This window comes from Nocardia sp. GTS18 (assembly GCF_013839555.1).
GTDB classification, from domain to species: Bacteria; Actinomycetota; Actinomycetes; order Mycobacteriales; family Mycobacteriaceae; genus Nocardia; species Nocardia rosealba.
In genome coordinates this window covers 13,981-33,369 of the sequence record NZ_JACBIU010000042.1, presented here as the reverse complement: position 1 = coordinate 33,369, position 19,389 = coordinate 13,981, and the positions used below count along the sequence as shown (strand labels likewise).

General features: G+C 67.5%; 18 protein-coding genes. 6 read left to right on the top strand and 12 right to left on the bottom strand.

The window, feature by feature from the left end; genetic code table 11:
• The 3 genes from HYG95_RS22470 to HYG95_RS22460 all read right to left on the bottom strand — a co-directional run.
• Positions 1-1,894: arabinofuranosyltransferase (locus HYG95_RS22470; RefSeq protein WP_181700778.1), on the bottom strand; the 1,894-nt coding region annotated here is incomplete at its 3' end.
• Between the two features lie 149 nt (positions 1,895-2,043).
• Complete coding sequence (locus HYG95_RS22465) at positions 2,044-2,823, bottom strand: decaprenylphospho-beta-D-erythro-pentofuranosid-2-ulose 2-reductase (protein ID WP_181700776.1); 780 nt, start codon at positions 2,821-2,823, stop codon at positions 2,044-2,046.
• Positions 2,820-4,247 carry an FAD-binding oxidoreductase gene (locus HYG95_RS22460; protein WP_181700774.1) on the bottom strand — a complete coding sequence of 476 codons (1,428 nt, stop codon included), beginning with the start codon at positions 4,245-4,247 and terminating at the stop codon, positions 2,820-2,822. Before HYG95_RS22460 ends, HYG95_RS22465 begins: the two co-directional genes overlap by 4 nt.
• Positions 4,248-4,304: 57 nt before the next feature.
• Between HYG95_RS22460 and HYG95_RS22455 the strand changes: the two genes are divergently transcribed.
• Complete coding sequence (locus HYG95_RS22455) at positions 4,305-4,760, top strand: GtrA family protein (RefSeq protein WP_084457194.1); 456 nt, start codon at positions 4,305-4,307, stop codon at positions 4,758-4,760.
• Between the two features lies 1 nt (position 4,761).
• Here the strand turns inward: HYG95_RS22455 and HYG95_RS22450 are convergent, their stop codons facing one another.
• The 3 genes from HYG95_RS22450 to HYG95_RS22440 form a co-directional block, all read right to left on the bottom strand.
• Positions 4,762-5,385, bottom strand: a complete 624-nt coding sequence (locus HYG95_RS22450) for a pyridoxamine 5'-phosphate oxidase family protein (RefSeq protein WP_181700772.1) — start codon at positions 5,383-5,385, stop codon at positions 4,762-4,764.
• 138 nt (positions 5,386-5,523) lie between these two features.
• On the bottom strand, positions 5,524-7,686 hold the full coding sequence (locus HYG95_RS22445) for a molybdopterin-dependent oxidoreductase (RefSeq protein WP_181700770.1): 2,163 nt from the start codon (positions 7,684-7,686) through the stop codon (positions 5,524-5,526).
• A gap of 106 nt (positions 7,687-7,792) precedes the next feature.
• Positions 7,793-8,284, bottom strand: a complete 492-nt coding sequence (locus tag HYG95_RS22440) for a hypothetical protein (protein WP_174552230.1) — start codon at positions 8,282-8,284, stop codon at positions 7,793-7,795.
• Positions 8,285-8,464: 180 nt separating this feature from the next.
• Between HYG95_RS22440 and HYG95_RS22435 the strand changes: the two genes are divergently transcribed.
• Together HYG95_RS22435 and HYG95_RS22430 are read left to right on the top strand one after the other, a co-directional pair.
• The gene (locus tag HYG95_RS22435; RefSeq protein WP_181700768.1) at positions 8,465-9,070 is read left to right on the top strand and encodes a DUF4282 domain-containing protein; all 606 of its coding nucleotides are present in this window, start codon (positions 8,465-8,467) and stop codon (positions 9,068-9,070) included.
• Between the two features lie 121 nt (positions 9,071-9,191).
• Positions 9,192-10,037, top strand: a complete 846-nt coding sequence (locus HYG95_RS22430; RefSeq protein WP_181700766.1) for a helix-turn-helix transcriptional regulator — start codon at positions 9,192-9,194, stop codon at positions 10,035-10,037.
• 3 nt (positions 10,038-10,040) lie between these two features.
• Here HYG95_RS22430 and HYG95_RS22425 read toward each other — a convergent pair whose 3' ends face one another.
• On the bottom strand, positions 10,041-10,439 hold the full coding sequence (locus HYG95_RS22425) for a MarR family winged helix-turn-helix transcriptional regulator (protein WP_181700763.1): 399 nt from the start codon (positions 10,437-10,439) through the stop codon (positions 10,041-10,043).
• Positions 10,440-10,524: 85 nt separating this feature from the next.
• On the opposite strand from HYG95_RS22425, the gene HYG95_RS22420 reads away from it, so the two are divergent.
• On the top strand, positions 10,525-11,988 hold the full coding sequence (locus HYG95_RS22420; protein WP_220139718.1) for an MFS transporter: 1,464 nt from the start codon (positions 10,525-10,527) through the stop codon (positions 11,986-11,988).
• A 49-nt stretch (positions 11,989-12,037) separates the two neighbouring features.
• Here HYG95_RS22420 and HYG95_RS22415 read toward each other — a convergent pair whose 3' ends face one another.
• The gene (locus tag HYG95_RS22415) at positions 12,038-12,586 is read right to left on the bottom strand and encodes a dTDP-4-dehydrorhamnose 3,5-epimerase family protein (protein ID WP_067640275.1); all 549 of its coding nucleotides are present in this window, start codon (positions 12,584-12,586) and stop codon (positions 12,038-12,040) included.
• A 3-nt stretch (positions 12,587-12,589) separates the two neighbouring features.
• A complete protein-coding gene (gene rfbA / locus HYG95_RS22410) occupies positions 12,590-13,462 on the bottom strand; it encodes a glucose-1-phosphate thymidylyltransferase RfbA (protein WP_067494815.1) in 873 nt (290 codons plus the stop codon).
• 239 nt (positions 13,463-13,701) lie between these two features.
• Here rfbA and HYG95_RS22405 point away from each other — a divergent pair, with 239 nt between their 5' ends.
• Positions 13,702-14,751 carry an alpha/beta hydrolase gene (locus tag HYG95_RS22405; RefSeq protein WP_181700761.1) on the top strand — a complete coding sequence of 350 codons (1,050 nt, stop codon included), beginning with the start codon at positions 13,702-13,704 and terminating at the stop codon, positions 14,749-14,751.
• A gap of 119 nt (positions 14,752-14,870) precedes the next feature.
• Here the strand turns inward: HYG95_RS22405 and HYG95_RS22400 are convergent, their stop codons facing one another.
• On the bottom strand, positions 14,871-15,572 hold the full coding sequence (locus HYG95_RS22400) for a hypothetical protein (RefSeq protein WP_181700760.1): 702 nt from the start codon (positions 15,570-15,572) through the stop codon (positions 14,871-14,873).
• 305 nt (positions 15,573-15,877) lie between these two features.
• On the opposite strand from HYG95_RS22400, the gene rfbB reads away from it, so the two are divergent.
• A complete protein-coding gene (rfbB, locus tag HYG95_RS22395) occupies positions 15,878-16,879 on the top strand; it encodes a dTDP-glucose 4,6-dehydratase (RefSeq protein WP_181700758.1) in 1,002 nt (333 codons plus the stop codon).
• Positions 16,880-16,903: 24 nt separating this feature from the next.
• Here rfbB and HYG95_RS22390 read toward each other — a convergent pair whose 3' ends face one another.
• On the bottom strand, positions 16,904-18,421 hold the full coding sequence (locus HYG95_RS22390; RefSeq protein WP_181700756.1) for a DUF2142 domain-containing protein: 1,518 nt from the start codon (positions 18,419-18,421) through the stop codon (positions 16,904-16,906).
• A complete protein-coding gene (locus tag HYG95_RS22385) occupies positions 18,418-19,383 on the bottom strand; it encodes a glycosyltransferase (RefSeq protein ID WP_181700753.1) in 966 nt (321 codons plus the stop codon). The genes HYG95_RS22390 and HYG95_RS22385 overlap by 4 nt, the downstream gene beginning before the upstream one ends.
• Positions 19,384-19,389: the final 6 nt, after the last annotated feature.

The window sequence follows — 19,389 nt, the reverse complement described above, 5'->3', positions numbered from 1 at the left end:
GGAAGGTGACGGTGTAGCGCTTGACGTTGGGGTCGTTGGGGTAGACGTCTTCGGCGAGGCGGAGGGTGTAGTTGTCGCCGTCGCGGCGGAAGAGGAAGGCGTCGGGGGCGCGCCAGGGGGCGGCCGACATGGCGTCGAGGAGGGCTTGGGGGGAGTCGAGTTCGCTCCAGGCGGCGATGGTGTCGGCGCGGGCCTTGAAGTCGGCGAGGGGGTTCGCGTAGTGCGAGGTGAGGGCCTGGAAACCGAAGTAGGGGTAGAAGGACAGGAAGCTGGTGTCGGCCGTGAGGACGACGGATTCGTCACGGGGACGGCCGGTTTGCGCCAGTAGAGCCTCGTCGACGGCGTGGTAGTAGGCCACCGCGGAGGGGCGGCGCTTGTCGCCGCGTTCACCGAAAGTGCCGTAGGTGTCGGGTGTTTCGGTGGGCACCGTGTCGGTGTAGGCGGTGTCGATCTCGTGGACCAGAACGGTGGGGATCGTCTGGGCGAAGGCCATCGCACCGAGCACCGCGAGCGCGGCAGCCGCGGTACGCACCGGCGCGGGTTCGTTCAGCGCCTGATACACCGCGCGACCACCCTCGACGAAGCCGAAAACGCCTGCGGCGGCGAGCAAAGCGAGCAGCACCGGTTCCAGCCGGAACGACAGCAGGGTGGTGCCCGCCGCCGTCGCGGCCATCGACAGCAATGTCCACAGGTAGATCGCCACCACGCCGATGCCGAGCGCCTGCGCCCGCCGCGACGATCCCGCCCGCACGACCAGCCACAGCAACCCGAGCAGACACAGCGCCCCACGCAGAGAGAACTCGAGCATCGGGAACGCCAGCTGCGCACCCGACTCGGGCAGATAGTGGAAAGCATTGCCGGAGGGCAACTTCGCACCCGACAGCATCTTCAGCAGATACGGCGTCCACACCACCAGCGATACCGCGAGCGCGAGCACGCCGATCGCCGCCAGCCGTGTGAACGGCACGACAACCACCCGCCACGCGGGCTCGGTGGTGACCGCAGCGTCGCGCCTGCCGATCGCCCGCCCGCTCGCTCGCCGCGCATACAGCGCGCACGCGGCGGCGACCACCGCCATCAGCACAACGGTGAACGCCGCGATCGCCAGGTACAACGTGTAGAAACACGCCGCGACCCCGAGGAACAACCCGGTCCCGAGGACCGCGCCCCACCCGCCCGAGCGGCGGTGCAGCGCACCCCACGCCAGCACGAGCACCGGCGGAACGAACACGACCAACACAGCCCCGTACGCCTCGGGCGAGGCATAGGCCAAGGTCATCGCGGTCACCGCGGCCGCGGCGCCGACGGCCGTGTCGGCGCGCACCAGCTGCGCCCACAGCACGAGCGCCACCGTGGCGGCCACGGCGAGCAGCCCGATCGAGTAGGGCTTGAACGCCTCCCAGCCGTCCATGCCGAGCAGGTTCGCGACCCGCCCACCGATCCAGAACCACCCGGCCGGATAGAACGGCGGCAGATCCACGTAGGTCATGTCCCGCAGTGCCGCACTGTCGGTGAGCCGCGTCAGATACTCGGTGCGGAATTCCTGGTCGACCGAAACACCGAACAGGTACAGCTTCGTCGCCGCCAACGGCATCCCGAGGGTCACCGTGACGAATCCCGAAATGCCCACCCAGGAGGCGAGTTTCGCGACCACAGGCCACTTCCGCAGCCGGATCAGCAACACCGAGACCACCAGCAGCCCCACCGAGACGACCTGCCCGACGGTGGTCAGCGCCCGAGTCACGTTGGAGGAGTTGAACGCAGGCCACTGCACCGCCGAGAACGCGAACAACCCGACCACCGCCACGACCAGCGCGACGAGCGCCGCCGCGGCACCTTCGGCGAGACCGGTCGCGCTCGCGCGCCCCGCCCGCACGTTGTCATCGGTAGTCATCGGCGCGCATTCCTCCGGGTCCACTCTGCTCGACGGTCCGGGTCAGCCTAGTGGAGGGCTCGGGCTCCGTCGGCTCGCGCCGATGCCCCCGGCACAAAGAAACTGCCGCACCGCCGGAGTGGCGGTGCGGCAGTCGCGGTGGCTCTCGATCAGATGGGGAGCTTGCGGAAGATCGGGCGCGGCACGTGGCGCAGAGCCGACATCACGAAGCGGGCCTCGTTGGGGGTCCACACGATTTCGGTGCCCTTCTCCGAGGCGGCGACGGCCTGGCGGGCGACGTCTTCCGGGTCGACCGTGAGGGGTGCTTCCTTGGAGCCGGTCGCTTCCCAGTGGGCCTTGGTCGCGGAGGTACGCACCTGCATCGGCCGGACGACGGTGACGCGCGGGCCGTACGGGCGAAGCGCTTCGCCGAGACCCAGGTAGAAGCCGTCGAGGCCGGCCTTGGTCGAGCCGTACACGAAGTTCGAGCGACGCACCCGCTCGCCGGCCACCGACGACATCACGATGAACCGGCCGTGACCCTGCGCCTTGAACTTGTCGCCGACCAGCACACCCACCGACACGCCGGCGGTGTAGTTGATGCCGACGGTCATCACCGCCTTGCGCTGGTCCTGCCACAGCTGCTCGGCGTCGCCGAGCACGCCGAACGCCACGATCGCGACATCCACGTCACCACCGGCGAACGCGGCGTCGACGACCTTCGGGTGCGAGTCGGTGTCGAGCGCGTCGAAGTCGATGACCTCGACGGCCGTGGCACCGGCCCCCTTCAGCTTGGCGACGGCGTCGTCGAGCAGCGGGTCGCCGGGCAGGTTCGCCAGGATGATCCGCGCGGGGCTCTTGCGCAGGTACTCCGCGCAGATCGCGAGACCGATCTCGGAGGTGCCGCCGAACAGCAGGATGGTCTGCGGGTTGCCAACTGCGTTGATCACTGGAGCTCCAGCCTCCTGGCCATATCGGACATGAACACGCCGTTCGGGTCGACGCTGCGGCGGACCTTGATCCACTCGTCGATCCGGGGGTACATCTTGTGGAAGGTCTCGGCGCTGGTGCGCGAGTCCTTCGCGGTGTAGAGACGGCCGCCGAATTCCATCACGCGGCGATCCAGCTCGGTGACCAGCTCGTTGAGGCCGCGACGGATCGGGAAGTCGACGCAGATGTTCCAGCCGGGCATCGGGAAACTCAGCGGTGCCGCGTTGCCCTCTCCGAACAGCTTGAACACATTCAGCGCCGAGATGTGCCCGGACGCTTGGATGTCGATGATGATCCGCTTGAACTCTTCAACAGCCTCGGTCGGCACTACGAACTGGTACTGCAGGAAACCAGCAGGTCCGTAGGCGCGGTTCCACTCGGCGATCATGTCGAGCGGGTGATAGAACTGCGTCAGGTTCTGGATCTTGCCGGTGTAGGTGCCGCCCATGGCGTAGTACGCCTCGCCGACCGCGCCGAGCGAGAGACGGTTGGCCGACCAGCTCGGGAAGATGTTCGGCACCGTCAGCAGCTGCGGTGCGTCGAACTTCAGCGGGTTCTTGCGCAGCTTCTTGGGCAGCTCGTCGACCTTGGCCAGGCGGCCGCGGGTCAGGCAAGCGCGACCCAGCTTGGGCAGCGGGTTCATCACGTCGAACCACGCGCTCGAGTAGGTGTAGTTCGCCTCGGAACCATCGCTGTGCACAGCGACGGTCTCGTCGAGGGTGGACGTCTTCACACCGTCGTTGAGGAAGTAGGCCGTCTCCGTCGGCGCCATCTCGATGGTCGCGCGCAGGATGATGCCGGTGAGCCCGTTGCCACCGACCGTCGCCCAGAACAGCTCGGCGTCGTTGTTCGGTGACACCGTGCGCACCGAACCGTCCGCGACGAGCAGGTCGATCGAGCGGACGTGGTTGCCGAAGCTGCCCTCGCTGTGGTGGTTCTTGCCGTGGATATCGGAGGCGATGGCGCCGCCGATGGTCACCTGGCGGGTGCCGGGTAGCACGGGAACCCACAGCCCGAACGGGAGCGCGGCCTTCATCAGCTGGTCCAGGCTCACGCCGCCGTCCACGTCGACCAGGCGGGTGTCGCGGTCGATGCGGTGGATGCGGTTGAGCGCGGGCATGTCGATGACGAGGCCGCCCGCGTTCTGGGCGTGGTCGCCGTAGGAGCGGCCGAGGCCACGGGCGATCACGCCGCGTCGCAGATGCGCCGGCTTGCTGTCGTTGTCCTCGGCGACCATGCGCACGGCCTCGGCGATCAGCTCGGGATCGCCGGTCGAGAGCACTTCGGCGGAGGTGGGTGCGGTGCGACCCCAACCGGTGAGCCTGCGCGTGCGCGTAGGAAGCACGAACGGCCCGTCGTTGGTGGTCGAAATGTTCTCAGACATCGGCTTAGAGGCTACAGGCATGGCACAACCTGTGACCGGTCTCGTACCCTTCCTCACGTGCAAGCACAGCCGCATCTGCCCCTGCCCCCCGAAATTCCGCTGGTCGACGAGCCGGGGGGTACCGATGTCGATCTGAAGACGCAGATTGTCCGGTTCACCCTCACCGGCGGTTTCTCGGCGATCGTCGACTTCGGCTTGCTGCTGTTGCTGTCGAACGTGCTCGGGGTGCCTGAGGTGCTCGCCAAGGCGATCAGCTTCATCGCCGGTACGACGACGGCGTATCTGATCAATCGTCGCTGGACGTTCCAGGCCGAGCCGAGCCGCAAGCGGTTCGTGGCGGTCGTCGCGCTGTACGCGGTGACGTTCGCCGTGCAGCTCGGTATGTATGCCGCGTTCGCGTTCGCGCTGCCCGACCAGTGGTGGCGTCAGGCGGTGGCGTTCGTCGTGGCGCAGGGCACGGCGACGGTGATCAACTTCGTCGTACAGCGTGTGGTGATCTTCAAGATCAAGTAGGTCAGCCCGCTTTGACTTCGGCGTGCTGACGGCCCGCCTTCACGCCGAAGTAGTCGCCGCCCTTGGCGCGGACGTTGTCGGTACCCCATTCGCGGCGGTCGCGGGAGACGGGGATCATCTGCGGAATGTGCTTGCGGCAGTGGATGTATGCCTCTTCCACGTCGACGACCACCCACACCTGCGCCGCTTTGCCCCGTTCGGCGGGTGGCAGATCGGTGACGGTCTCGCGTAGTTCGCTGTCGGCGACCATGCGGGCCTTCCCGTTCACGTGCAGGCCGATGAGGTCGTGGACGAAGTCGATCATCAGGATGCCGACGTGCGGGTTCTCGAGGATATTGCCGAGGCTGGCCATCACCCCGTTACCTCGGTATTCGGGGTACGCAATCGTGCGATCGTCGATCACGTGCAGGAAACCAGGGGTTCCCGCACGGAAGCTGGCGTCGCATTCGCCGTGCGCGTCGGCGGTGGAGATGAACGCCATGTCCATCCGGGTGACGAATTCCATCATCATCGGGTTCAGATAGTCGATGACCTGGTCGTCGTAGAACCGTTCGGCGCGTTCGGTGGTGCCCAACGTTTCCTGAAGTTCGTGCTCTCCGTCGCTGCCGACCTGTGTTCCAGGCATCGGGGCCCCTCTGCTGCCGAAGTGCTGTGACCACAATCTCATTGGAGTCTAGGGGAGTTCGGCGTGCGGCGTGGCGAGTCCAGTATTGCGAAGGACCGTAACGGGCGGTTTGCTTCAGGTTTCCTGGGCGACGACCGATCAGGCCGGACCGACCGTCACCGGCACTCCGTTGAAGACGGCGGTTCCGGTGATCGCGTCGACGATCGAATTGTCGGTCAGCGCATTGGCATTCACGCCGGCATGCGCGCGGGCCACCGACTGGGTGGTGCTCGCGGCGTGTCCCCACCCGTGCGGCAGGCTCACCACCCCGGGCATGATCGCCGCTGTCAGCTCCACTTGCACGGTCAGTGATCCGGCGGCCGAGGTGATCTCGGCCGCCTCGCCGATGCCGAGGCGGTCGGCGTCGTCGGGGTGGATGTGCAGGGTGCAGTGGTTGGATCCGCCGACGAGGGCCTCGATGTTGTGCATCCAGCTGTTGTTGGAACGCAGCTGTCTGCGCCCGATCAGCACCATGGGCGGCGCACTCGCCGCGAGGCCTTTCCGTAGCCGCGACACATCGGCGAGCAAGGGCTGCGGTGCCAGGTCGACGCGTCCCGATGCGGTCCGCAGCACCCCCGGCAGACGTGACTGCAGCGCGCCGAGGTCGATGCCGTGCGGGTTGTCGAGAAGGGTGCGCAGGCCGAGGTCGCCGCCGTTCCACGCGCCGTAGGGGCCGAGTTTGAGCATCAGGTCGACGCGCTGTTCGGTGGTGTCGGCGCCCTCGAGCTCGTCGCGCCGGTCACTCATGCCCGCCTTGTGCAGCATGCCCGCGATGACCAGCTCGTCGATCATCGCGACGGCTTCGTCGCTGTGATGCGGCTGCCCGCTCACGGCCGCGGCGAGCCGGGCGAGTACCGCCGATTCCGACGGTCTGCCGTCGAGTGGCACCAGCGGGCGCGAGTAACGCGCGTAGTTGCGCACCGCGAAGTGCAGCAGTGCGAAGTCGTAGTGCGGTGACTGGATCGAACGAGGCGGCGGCAGAATCACATTCGCGTGCCGGGTCGTCTCGTTGACGTACCGGTCGACGCTCACCATGAAGTCGAGCCCGGCCAGCCCCACGTCCAGCCGCGCACCGCTCGGCGCGGAGAGCACCGGGTTGCCCGCCACCGTCACCAGCGCGCGGATCTGCCCTTCACCAGGGGTTTCGAGTTCGTCGGCGAGGGTGGCGACGGGGAGTTCGCCCATGGTTTCGGGCAATTCGCGCACCCGGCTGGTCCAACGGCCCGGCCGGAACGGCTTTGTCCGGGTGATGCCGAGTGCCGCGGGGGTGGCGAACATGGCGCCGCCGGGGGAATCGAGGTTGCCGGTGAGGACGTTGATCGCGTCGACAAGCCACTGGGTGAGCGTGCCGAATTCGGTGGTGCACGTGCCGATCCGGGCGTAGACGGCGGCCGTCGGGGCGGCGGCCAGTTCGCGGGCGATGCGGCGGATGGTCTCGGCCGGAATTCCGGTGCGTTCCGTCGCGATCTCGGGAGTGAAATCCGCTGCAGCCGCGCGGAGTTCGTCCAGGCCGTCGGCTTCCACGCGCACGTCGAGCAGGTTTTCGGCGAACAATGTGTGCAACACCGCGAACAGCAGATACGCATCGGTGCCGGGTCGGATGAAGAGGTGTTCGTCGGCCAGTTCCGCCGTGCGCGTCGCACGGGGATCCACCACGACGAGCCTGCCGCCGCGCGCCCGCAACGCCTTCAACCGGCCGGGGAAGTTGGGCGCCGTGCACAGCGAACCGTTCGATTCCAGCGGGTTGGCACCGAGCATCAGCAGGTAGTCGGTGCGGTCGAGGTCGGGAACGGGGACGGTCATCGGGTCGCCGAACATCAGCCCGGCGGCCACCTGCTTGGGCATCTGATCGGCGGTGCTCGCCGAGTACACGTGCCGGGTGCTCAGCGCGCGGACCAGCGCGGGCGCGTAGAGGGCGCCCGCGATCGTGTGGGCATTGGGGTTGCCGAGATAGATGCCGGTGGCGCCGGTGCCGTGCGCTGCGCGGACGGCAGCGAAACGCTCGGCGATCAGGTCGAACGCCTCGTCCCAGCTGGCCGGGCGGAAGTCGGCGCCGTCGCGGATGAGCGGGGTGGTGACCAGGTCGGGGTCGTCGTCGAGCTTGCCGAAACCGGCGCCCTTCGGGCAGATGAAGCCCTTGCTGAACGGGTCGTCGCGGTCGCCGCGCACCGAGAGCACCCGATCGTTGTCGTCGAGGGTGATGCTCAGGCCGCAGACGGCCTCACAGAGCGGACAGGTGCGAAGCAACGAACGCGGAGCCATGGTTCATGCCTACTCCACCCCGGCCGCTCGGCACCGGGAAACGCAGAAAACCCGCGAGGCGACGTGGGGATCCGTCGCGGTCGCGGGTCGGCTGTGAAAAGCTGCCTTAGCAGGCCACGGTCAGGGTGGCGCGCTTGCGGGTGGCGGCGGCGCGCACGGCGGCACCGAGGGCGACGACCGGCGGGATCCAGCGGGCCTCGGACGGGGCGACGCCCCACGACGCCGAACCGGCGGCCAGCTGGGTGGGCGGCAGCGGGATGCTTGCACCGTCGGTGTGCACCAGCACACCGGCCTCGCGCATCGCGGCGATGGCCATGGTGGCCTTGGCGACGCCGGTCACCAGGTGGATCTCGCGACGCTCGGCGCCGGGGATCTCGATCACGGGGCCGGACAGGTTGTTGGCGCGCAGGAAGCGGCGAACCTCGCCTGCCATCTCGCCGGTGATCTCGATGGCCGAAACGTTCTCGTCGGTCACCAGGCACAGGCCGTTGGTGGTTTCGGCGACGTTCCAACCCCGCGCGGCGTAGTCCAGCGCGGCGGCACCCTTGTCGGCGGCCATAGTGTTGGTCGGAAACGTCGTGCGCACTGTGTTCTCCATTCCCCGAAGAGCTCTGTTCCTGCGTTCATGGGCGTATCGGCGCAAGGTGGCCGAGTTGTTACGCGGATTCCGAAAAATAATCGAGAGTGTCTGCTTCGTCTCATTCGACGAACCTTCGCTATCGCAGGTTCGGTCCCCGTGGTGTTGGCGTGTCGTCGGAAAGCGGGCAGGATTCGAACCATGACCGACGTGCCGAACACCACCCCGGCCGGTGAGCCGGAGGCTGAGGAGTTCGAGGCCGAATCTCGCTGGCTCTCTTGGAAAGAGGCCGACGTGAAGCGTACGGCGTCGCGTTCGCGGGAGCAGGTCGAGGACTCCGAAGAGGCCGAGCAGATGCGGCTCGCGCGCGACGCGGGCTTCGACGATCCGTTCCGCAGCACCCGCTCGGCCACCCAGTGGGGCGCCGAGGCGCTGCGCTCCCTGCTCGACGTGCAATTCCGCAGGCCCGCGACCCGCACGCTGCTGCCGCTGGCCTACATCCTGTGCGTGATCTCCTTCGCGATCGGCCTGCCGATCGCGCTGACGGTGCTGATGTGGAAGGCCTCGGCGGTGCTCGGCGTGCTCGCCGCCCTCGTGGCCGTTCCGCTCGGGCTCACCATCGCCGCGTCGGTGCGGTTGATGCTCGAATTCGCCGACAACGCAGCCCGGCTCGCGGGCCGGGTCGAGCACATCAGCGAACTCGCCGACGGACTGTTCCAAGCACTGTCCGATGTGGCCGAACCGGTGAATCAGCTGTCCGAAGATGTTCGCGCCGTTCAGTTCTGGCGGTTCCGGAAGAAGAAGTAGGTCTTGCGCGGTGTCCGATTCGTTGTGAAACAATCCGTCCGCAGATCTGATGATGCGTCAGCTGCGAACGGCGGCCTCCAGAGAACAAGGGGGAGGCCGGATTTGGATACAGGGGGGAAGTATGGCTTCACCGCAGGGCGTCACCGGTTCGACCATGCCGCGCAGGCAGCTGGGCAGGCACTTACGTGACCTGCGCAACCGTGCGCGGATGACCACCAGAACCGCGGCGGCGCAACTCGAGTGGTCGGAAGCGAAGATCTGGCGGATCGAGACGGGGCAGACATCGCTGCGCAGCCTCGATGTCGAGGCCATGTGCAAGGTGTACGGAGCGCCCGCCGATCAGGTGGAACCGCTGGCGGCACTTGCTCGCGAAACCAAGGCGCGGGGGTGGTGGACGAGTTACGGCGACGTCATTCCGGAGGGCTTCGAGGTCTACATCGGCCTCGAGGAGGCGGCGGCCGAGCTGTCGATCTACGAGGACGGCCTGGTCCCGGCGCTGTTGCAGACCGAGGACTACACCAGGGCGCTGCTCGAACGGACCATTCCCGAACTCACCGACGCCGACCTGGAACGGCGGCTGCGGGTGAGCGCGGCCAGGCAGGCGTTGCTCACCAGGGCCGGCTCGCCGTTGCGGCTGCGGGTGGTGCTCGCCGCGGCGGTGCTGTCGCGCCGCATCGGTGACGACCGGGTGCTCGCCGGTCAGCGTGCGCGGCTGCGCGAGCTGGCCGAACGCGACACCGTCGACATCCGGGTGATCCCGGACGACTCCGGTTACCACGCCGGGCTCGAGTCGGGCCGGTTCACCGTGCTCGATTTCGACGGCGACAACGCGGTCGACAAGCAGGAACCGCCGGTGGTCTACGTGGAGACCTTCGCCGGTTCGGTCTATCTCGACAAGCCGGCCGAATTCGACCGCTACCGAAGCGCTTTCACCGACATCACCGCCGCGGCGAGCGCGACGGTGTAACTCCTACCAGGAGTCGGTGAGTACCGAACGGTGCGTGGGCAGGGCCTGGTCGTAGACCGCCCTGCCCTTTTCCGTGAGCTTGACGAAACACGCCCGCCGGTCGCCGTCGCAGGTGCTGCGTTCGACCAGATCGTCGCGTTCGAGCCGTGCCACGGCGCGCGAGAGCGCGCTCTGACTCAGGTAGATGTCGCCGGACAGGTCGGTCATGCGGTACTTCTCGCAGGCCGCGTCGACGAGACGGTCGAGGATCTCGAACTCGCTGAGTCCGATCCGGTGTTCGTTCTGAAGCGCCTTCTCCAGTGCGCAGCTCACGGCGGCGTGCCGGTCGAGCAATGCGCGCCACTGGCCGACCAGCTCGGTGGGCGCTTCGTTGCGCCGAGCTGTGTTGGCCGGGTTCGACATGCGGCCATCTTAGTGCGCCCGACGGATCTATGCAACTGCATTAAATGTGTTGGCATTAAATGCGCATGCATGTAATGTCCTCCGCATGACTTCGCCAGCAACGCTCTCGGCCGCCGAGGCGACCGACCCGACCCGGTGGTCCGCTCGCCTCTGGGGCCTGCTGATCACCCTGTGCATTGTTCTGTTCCTCGACGGTCTCGATGTTTCGATGATCGGTGTCGCCCTGCCGTCCATCGGCGCCGAACTCGATATGTCCACCTCCACCCTGCAGTGGCTCGTGGGCGGTTACGTCCTCGGCTACGGCGGTCTGCTGCTGCTCGGTGGTCGCACGGCCGATCTGCTCGGGCGTCGCAAGGTGTTCCTCATCGCCCTGGCCGTCTTCGCGGTCGCGTCCCTGATCGGCGGCCTGGTCAGCGACCCGACGCTGCTGATCGTCACCCGGTTCATCAAGGGTCTGGCCGCCGCGTTCACCGCGCCGACCGGCCTGTCGATCATCGCCACCACCTTCGCCGAAGGAAAAGCGCGCAACAAGGCGCTGTCCATCTACACCGTGTTCGGCGCGGGTGGTTACTCCATGGGCCTGCTCTTCGGCGGCCTGATGACCGGTGTCGGCTGGCGCTGGACGTTCCTGCTGCCCGTCCCGATCGCCGTCGCCGCCCTGATCTCGGCGTTCGTGCTGATCCCCAAGGACGGTAAGGCCGAGGAAGGCGGCCACGATCTGCTCGGCGCGCTGCTGTCCACCTCGGGCATGCTGCTGCTGGTCTACACCGTGGTCACCGCGCCCGAGGTCGGCTGGGCCTCGGCCCGGACCGTCATCTCGTTCATCGCCGTGGTCGCCCTGTTCGCCGCGTTCGTCGTCACCGAGCAGCGCGTCGCCCACCCGCTGGTCCGGCTCGGGATCCTGCGCAAGGTGTCGCTGGTGCGGGCCAGCCTGGCCATCATCGCGGTCGCCGGCTCGTACTTCAGCTGGCAGTTCATCGTCACGCTGTACCTGCAGGACACCCTCGGCTGGTCGCCGCTGAAGCTTGCCATGGCGCTGCTTCCGGTCGGCATCCTTGTCGTCGCCTCGGCATTCTTCTCCGACAAGCTGATCGACCGCTTCGGCACCGGGCCGGTGATCGCGGTGACCATGTCGGTGATGGCCGTCGGCTACCTGCTGTTCCTGCGGATCGACACCGCGCCCGACTACCTGACCGTGCTGCTGCCCGCGGTCCTGCTGATCGGCATCGGCTGGGTGGGTTTCCCCGCCATCAACGTGCAGGCCACCAGCGGTATCGACGACGAGGAGCAGGGTCTCGCGGCGGGCGTGCTGCAGACCTCGATGCAGGTCGGTGCGGCCGTGGTGCTCGCGGTGACCACCGCCATCGTCACCTCCGGCACCGCGCACGGCACCTCGCCGCAGCAGATGCTCGACACCTACCGCCCCGGCCTCGAGTTCGCCGCCGGTGTCACGGTGCTCGGCGCACTGGTCGCGCTCACGGTCTTCTGGCCGCGCAAGCGGGTCACCGACGCGCCGGTGGTCGAGGAGAAGGTGCTCCAGACGGTCTGATCCGAAGCGCTGAAGGCACCACCATGTCGCGGTGGTGCCTTTCGGCGTATCAGGCGAACCGCGGCGCTGCCTCGTCCTTGGCGGAGCGGATGAAGGTGAGCGGGCGGCCGTCGCGGCCCTCGGTCGGCCAGTCGATGGCCAGCCGGGGGTCGAAAGCGTCCAGGTCACGGTCGAATTCGGGGGTGTACTCGAGCGAGCACAGGTAGGTCACCGTCGAGTAGTTCTCCAGCGACAGGATGGCGTGGCCGAGCCCCTCGGACAGGAACACCGAGCGGCGGTCCACGTCGTCGAGCAGCACGCTGTCCCAGCGGCCGTAGGTGGGCGAACCCGGTCGCAGGTCGACGACCACGTCGAGAAAGGCGCCGCGCACACATGTCACGTACTTGGCCTGGCCCGGCGGGTCCTCGGTGTAGTGGATGCCGCGCAACACTCCCGCCGCCGACACCGAGGTGTTCACCTGGTGCAGGTCGAAGGGCCGGCCGGTGGCCTTCTCGAACTCCGAGGCCTTGAACGACTCGCAGAACATGCCACGGTCGTCGCCGAGCAGGCGGGGAGTGACCACCCACGCGCCGGGGATGGCCAGTTCACGGATCTCCATGCGCTACCAGTCTTTTCCGCGGTCGATCAGGTCGAGCAGGTAGCGCCCGTAGCCGGAGCGCACCATCGGTTCGGCCAGTTCGCACAGCTGGTCGTCGGAGATCAGGCCGCGCCGCCACGCCACCTCCTCGGGCACCCCGATCTTGAGGCCCTGGCGTTCCTCGATGGTCCGCACGTAGTTGGCGGCGTCGAGCAGCGAGTCGAAGGTGCCGGTATCGAGCCAGGCGGTGCCGCGCGCGAGCACGTCCACGCTGAGCCTGCCCTGCTCGAGATAGGCGCGGTTGATATCGGTGATCTCGTACTCCCCGCGCGCCGACGGACGCAGTTCGCGCGCGATCTCGACCACGTCGTTGTCGTAGAAGTACAGGCCGGGGATGGCGTAGTTGGAGCGCGGCACCTTCGGCTTCTCCTCGATGGAGACCGCGCGACCGTCCACGAACTCCACCACGCCGTAGGCGGTGGGGTCGCTCACCCAGTAGGCGAACACCGCGCCGCCGTCGATGTCGTGGAAGCGGTGCAGGCTGGCGCCGAGGCCGGGGCCGTGGAAGATGTTGTCGCCGAGTACGAGCGCGGCGGGTTCGGTGCCGATGTGGTCGGCGCCGAGTACGAAAGCCCTGGCCAGGCCGTCGGGTTCGGGCTGGACCACATAGCTGATCGACACCCCGAACTGGCTGCCGTCACCGAGCAACCGGGTGAACGCCTCGGCATCCTCCGGCGTGGTGATGACGAGAATGTCGTCGATCCCTGCCAACATGAGGGTGGACAAGGGGTAGTAGACCATCGGTTTGTCGTAGACCGGGACGAGCTGCTTGCTCACCCCGCGCGTGATCGGGTGCAGCCGCGATCCGGTGCCGCCCGCCAAGATGATTCCGCGCATAGGTGGCAAGTCTGCCAGTTCCGGCGTCGCAGGAGTCGGGGAGGTTCCGACACGTGGACGAATTGATCACGAACGTTTCGCAACCGGGTGTGTCGGTCGATAACTGGGACACGACGGCGTTCATCTGATTATGTGAGCGTCGATGTGTGAAACATCACTGTGTTAGATGTCAGCGTCGACATCCGATCCGGGGCTCGCACCCGGGCCGAGTCGACGCGCCAGTGTGAGGTAGGTGCGCGATGGAAGCCTCGAAGATCGGCAGGCCCGGTGTGTTGGGCGGGATCGTCCCCGCCGCCCCCAGGGGCGCCACCAGTCCGAAAGCGGCGGGCATCGTCGTCAACTCCGGACGGGGCAGTACGTCCTCGCGCGTGTTGATGGGCGCCTGCGTCGGCGTCATCGGGCCGCTGCTGCGCACCGTCCCCATCAACCGGCGCACCATCCCGATCGGCGGTATCGCCGTCGACCTGCTCGCGCGACTGCGCCCCGAACCGACGGGGATCGAACGCGAACAGATCCAGCTCGACGGATTCAAGATGGAGATGATCCGTCCCGCGGGCGCCTCGCGGGCGCTGCGCCACGGCGCGCTGCTGTATCTGCACGGTGGTGGCTTCGCGGTCTGTGGGTTGTCGACCCATCGGGCCGTCGCCGCCGGGCTGGCCAGGCGGACCGGGTTGCCGGTGCTCAATGTGGAATACCGTCAGCTGCCGGGTTCGATCGACGCCGCCATCGACGACTGCGTGCTGGCCTACCGCTGGTTGCTTCGCCACGGCGCCGATCCGGGCCGCATCGTCTTCGCCGGTGACTCGGCGGGCGGGTTCCTCACCTTCGCCACCGCGCTGCGCGCCCGCGACATCGGATTGCCGCTGCCCGCCGGTCTCGTCGGCTTGAGTCCGCTGCTCGATCTGGACTACCGGGCGAAGAAGGACTACGTGAATGTGCGCCGGGATGCCTACATTCCGCTGGCCGGACTGGAGGCCGTGGTCCGCCTCGGCGCCGAGCACGCGGGTCCGCTCGATGCGAAGCTCTCGCCGGTCAATGCCGACCTGGCCGGGTTGCCCCCGGTACTGCTGATCGCGGCCGAAGACGAATTGCTGCGCTACGACTGCGAACTCATGGCCCACCGGCTCGGTGCGGCGGGTGTGCCGCACACCCTCGAGCTGTGGCGGGGGCAGGTGCACGCCTTCATGAGCATCCTGCCGGACATGCCGGAGAGCCGTTCGGCGCTCGGACGGGTCGCCAAGTTCGTGCGGGAAGCGGTGGCGCCCGCCGAACGCGCCCGCACCGCCTGACCCCAGCCGAAAACGACAGGTGCCCCGCCGCAACTCTTTCGAGCCGCAGCGGGGCACCTGGCGTACCTGCTCGCGAATGTGCTTACGCGAGGGCGGTTATCGCACGTTCCGAACCGGAATTACTTGGCCGGCGGGGTGAACGGCGAGGTGACGGTGGCGAAGTACTGGATCGCCGCACCGATGGCGACCGGAGCGGTGATGAACAGCTGACCGGCCAGCACACCCAGGAAGCCGACAGCGGCGGCACCGGCGATGCAGCCGGCCAGCGGGCCCGCGCCGAACAGGGCGAGGAGGGCACCGGTCAGGACCAGGCCGGCACCGGCACCGGCGATGCAGCCGACAGCCGCGCCACCGAGGCCACCGACGAGGGCACCCATGGTGGCGCCGACGGAGATGGTGTCCTTGAGACGGTTGAACGCCGCGACCTCACGGTCGTACTCGCTCTTCCAGGGCGCCTGCGCCTCGTAAGGCAGGGCGACCGGCTTGTAGACGGCCTTGGCCGGGTCCATCACCGGGGTCAGGGTGGCGGTGTTGCCGGAGATCTCGGCCACGATCGGGAGCTCGTGCTCTTCGATGCGGAACGCCAGCGGGGTGCCCGCGACGACGGTGCCGTCGGCCGCCTTGATCTTCAGGACATTGTCCTCGACGACCATCGAGCCGGCGTCGGTGGTGACGACGGCCTTCGAGTCCTCGACGATTTCGGCGGTGTAGTTGATCGGGGCAGCGGCGGCCGGGGCCTCTTCGGCGTGCGCGGTGCCGGCGGCGACGCCCATGGCAGCGATCAGCAGCGCCGAAGTGGCGGCGAATTTCCTCATCAGCATTTTGTTGAACCTCGATGTTGGAGCGTTCGGAGGGGACCCGATGATCAAAAGCCCCCGCAGCTAACGAGCGGTGAACCACCTGTGTACTTCTATTCAAATTCTGTTCACCGTTGATACCCCAGGGCCGGTGCGCAGCTAGAAACCTGAGTGCCGACTAGGGTTTTTCTCAGGAAAGCAGACCCCGGGCCGTAACCTGAACCCGTCCGGTGTGACGGACATCACGGTGTAAATACCGTGACTGTTTCTACCTGGGCGAGTGCCGGTTCGCTTTCTGTCCCCGATCGCGAGCACGTATCGTTGTCGACGTGCGAGTGCTCGTTACCGGCGGGGCCGGATTCATCGGTGCGAATTTCGTCCAGCAGACGGTGGCCACGCGCCCCGACGTAGCGGTGACCGTCCTCGACGCGCTCACCTACGCCGGAAACCGCGCGTCGCTCGATCCGGTGGCCGACCGCATCGAATTCGTCCACGGCGACATCGCCGATCTCGACCTCGTCGACAATCTCGTCAGCGGTGTCGACGCGGTTGTGCATTTCGCCGCCGAATCGCACAACGACAACTCGCTCGCCGAACCGTGGCCGTTCGTGCAGACCAATATCGTCGGTACCTACTCCCTGCTACAGGCCGTGCGCCGCCACGACGTGCGCTACCACCACGTTTCCACCGACGAGGTGTACGGCGACCTCACCCCCGACGACCCCGCCTTCACCGAAACGACGGCCTACAACCCTTCGAGCCCGTATTCGGCGACGAAAGCCGGCAGCGATCTGCTCGTGCGCGCCTGGACCCGTTCCTTCGGAGTGCGCGCCACACTGTCGAACTGTTCCAACAATTACGGCCCGTATCAGCACGTGGAGAAATTCATCCCACGCCAGATCACCAATTTGATCGACGGCGTGCGTCCGCGTTTGTACGGCGCCGGTCATCAGGTGCGCGACTGGATTCACGTCGACGATCACAATCGCGCGGTCTGGGACATTCTCGAGCGCGGCCGAATCGGGCAGACCTATCTCATCGGTGCCGATGGTGAACTCGACAATCTCACCGTCGTGCAGTTGATTCTGGAAGCTTTCGATCGCGATCCCACCGATTTCGACCACGTCACCGACCGGCCCGGCCACGACCAGCGCTACGCGATCGACGCGAGCCTGCTGCGCACGGAACTGGGCTGGTCACCGCGCTACAGCGACTTCCGGGCCGGGCTGGCCGACACCATCACCTGGTACCGCGAGAACGAGGACTGGTGGCGGCCGAAGAAGGCCGACACCGAACGCGCCTACGCGGCGGCGGGCGAGCAGAAACTCTGACGGACTACACCGTCGTCCGCGGGGTCAGCCCCAGACGACGGTGTAATACGTTGCGGCAGCGGCGATCAGCGCGATCAGCGACGCGCAGGCCACGGTGAGTCCCGGCCCGCGGGTCGGGACGACACCGTCGGCATCGCGCAGCCGCAGCGGAACCCAGCGGATCACCACCGCGATACCGAGGATGGCCAGCGGCACGAAGTACCTGCCCTGCACGCCGTCGATGATGTAGTAGTCCACCGGCGTGAACGACATGTACAGCGTCACGTAGACCATCGCCACGCTGGCGAGCACCGTTGCGGCGACGATCAGGGTGCGGCGCAACGTGCTGGTCAGCAGATCGGCGATGCCGAAGCTCACCGCGAACGCGATCAGGCAGGCGAGCATCGTCAGCGCGGGCGCGTCGACGTAGGCGAAGCCGAGTTCACCGAAGAACTGGTTGAACCAGCGGTGATCGCGCAGCGCGATGCTCTCGCCGAAGGTGTGTACGAAGTGCAGCGGATCGCCGAGGATCCCGCGCAGCTGATCGCCGGGCCGCACCTGACCCCACTGGTGCGGCGGGCGCATCAGGCTCATGCCGTCGCCGGTCGGCGCGGCGATCTTGGTCCAGGCCAGGAACAGCGTGCCACCGGTGATCGCGAACACCCACGGCAGCACTTTCAGCTTGCCGGTGAAACCGAGGCGTTCGGCGGGCACGACCACGATCAGCATGGCCAGCAGCACGTAGGCGGGTTTGCTCAGCGGCAGCGCGATCGTCGCGGCCAGCAGGGCGGCGGTCTCGGGTTTGCTCAGCCGGTCGCCGATGAACAGCCCCTTCACCAGCAGCGCCGACACGAGAATGGCCAGCGCGTTGGTGAGCGTGTCGGCGGTGACGGTGCCCGCCTGGAACAGCGCGATCGGCAGCACGGCGACGGTGAACACCAGCCACTGGGTGCGCCGCTGCCGCAGGGCGTAGAGCCCGAACCCGACCACCGCGAGGTAGGCCGCCAACCCGGCCAGCCGGGTGAGCAGGTACATCCCGCCGATGTTCAGGCCGAGCGCCTCGCCTGTCCGGATGCCGACGGCGGCAGGCACATACGGCACGGGGGAGTAGGCGGCGGTGTTGGTGAACCACATCGGCCGGGTCGCCGAGGAGATGTCGGCACCGGCGAGCCGGTCGTAGGCGCCGGGGTCGGCGACCATCGCGCCGGGTTCCTCGGGGTTGTCGTTGTAGTCGCGGAAGGCGTAGCCCATGAGCTCGTCGATGCTCACCGGGATCTGCCCGCCGTAGGCGACGCCGCGATCGTCGTGGATGCGCTGCGGGAACACCCCGCCGTGTGCCACCTGGTAGGCACGGCCGAACTGGGTGATCTCGTCGTGGCCCCAGAACGCGGGGGTGAGCACGGCGAACAGCGCGCCGAACCCCGTCGCGAGCACGGCGAACGCCACCGTCGCGGCACCGAACCGGCCGGTCAGCGAGCGGACGGGGGCGGGTAGGCGATCTTTGCGTTCGGTCGCGGGTACCTGTTCGGCGGCGACGGTTTCCGGCTCGACGGTGCTGGTCACCGACGGTCTCCGGCCGCGATGTCCGCACGCTCGCCGACGGCCGAATACCGCAGGTACACCAGCCGCGCCGCTTCGTGACGCGACCGGCGGATGCCGTCCAGAATCAGCCCGGCGGTCCAGGCCAGGCAGCCGAGCAGCATCAGCGTGAACGCGAAGAACAGCGTCGGGAACCGCGCCACCTCGTGGGTGTTGTAGAACTCGATCACGATCGGCACGGTGAGGATCACCGAGAACAGCAGGGCCAGCGTGCCGAACAGGCCGTAGAAGGCGACCGGGCGTTCGTGCCTGGCCAGACCGAGGATCAGCGCGAGGATCTTGGTGCCGTCGCGGTAGGTGCGCAGCTTGGATTCGCTGCCCGCGGGGCGGTCACGGAAACCCACCTGCACCGCGGTCTGCGGAACCCGCAGGTGCAGCGAATGCACGGTCAGTTCCGTCTCGATCTCGAACTCACGGGAGACGGCGGGGAAGCTCTTGACGAAGCGGCGCGAGAACACCCGGAAGCCGCTCAGCATGTCTTCGACGTTGTCGCCGAACACCTTGCCGACCACGCCGTTGAGCACCTTGTTGCCGGTCTCGTGCCCGGACCGGTAGGCGTTGGTGTCCTCGTCCTGCTTACGCACACCGAGCACGTGATCGTAGGGACCCTCGAGCAGGGTCTTGATCATCAGCGGTGCGGCCGACGCCTCGTAGGTGTCGTCGCCGTCGATCATCAGGTAGACGTCGGCCTCGATATCGGCGAAGGCGCGGCGAACCACATTGCCCTTGCCCTTGGTGTTCTCGTAGCGCACGATCGCCCCGGCCTCGCGGGCGCATTCGGCGGTGCGGTCGGTGCTCAGGTTGTCGTAGACGTAGACGACGATCCCCGGCACAGCGGCCTTCAGGTCGGCGACGACCTTGGCGACCGCGGCCTCTTCGTTGTGGCAGGGGACCACGGCGGCAATGCGAAGCTCGGTGGAGTCCACCCGGGT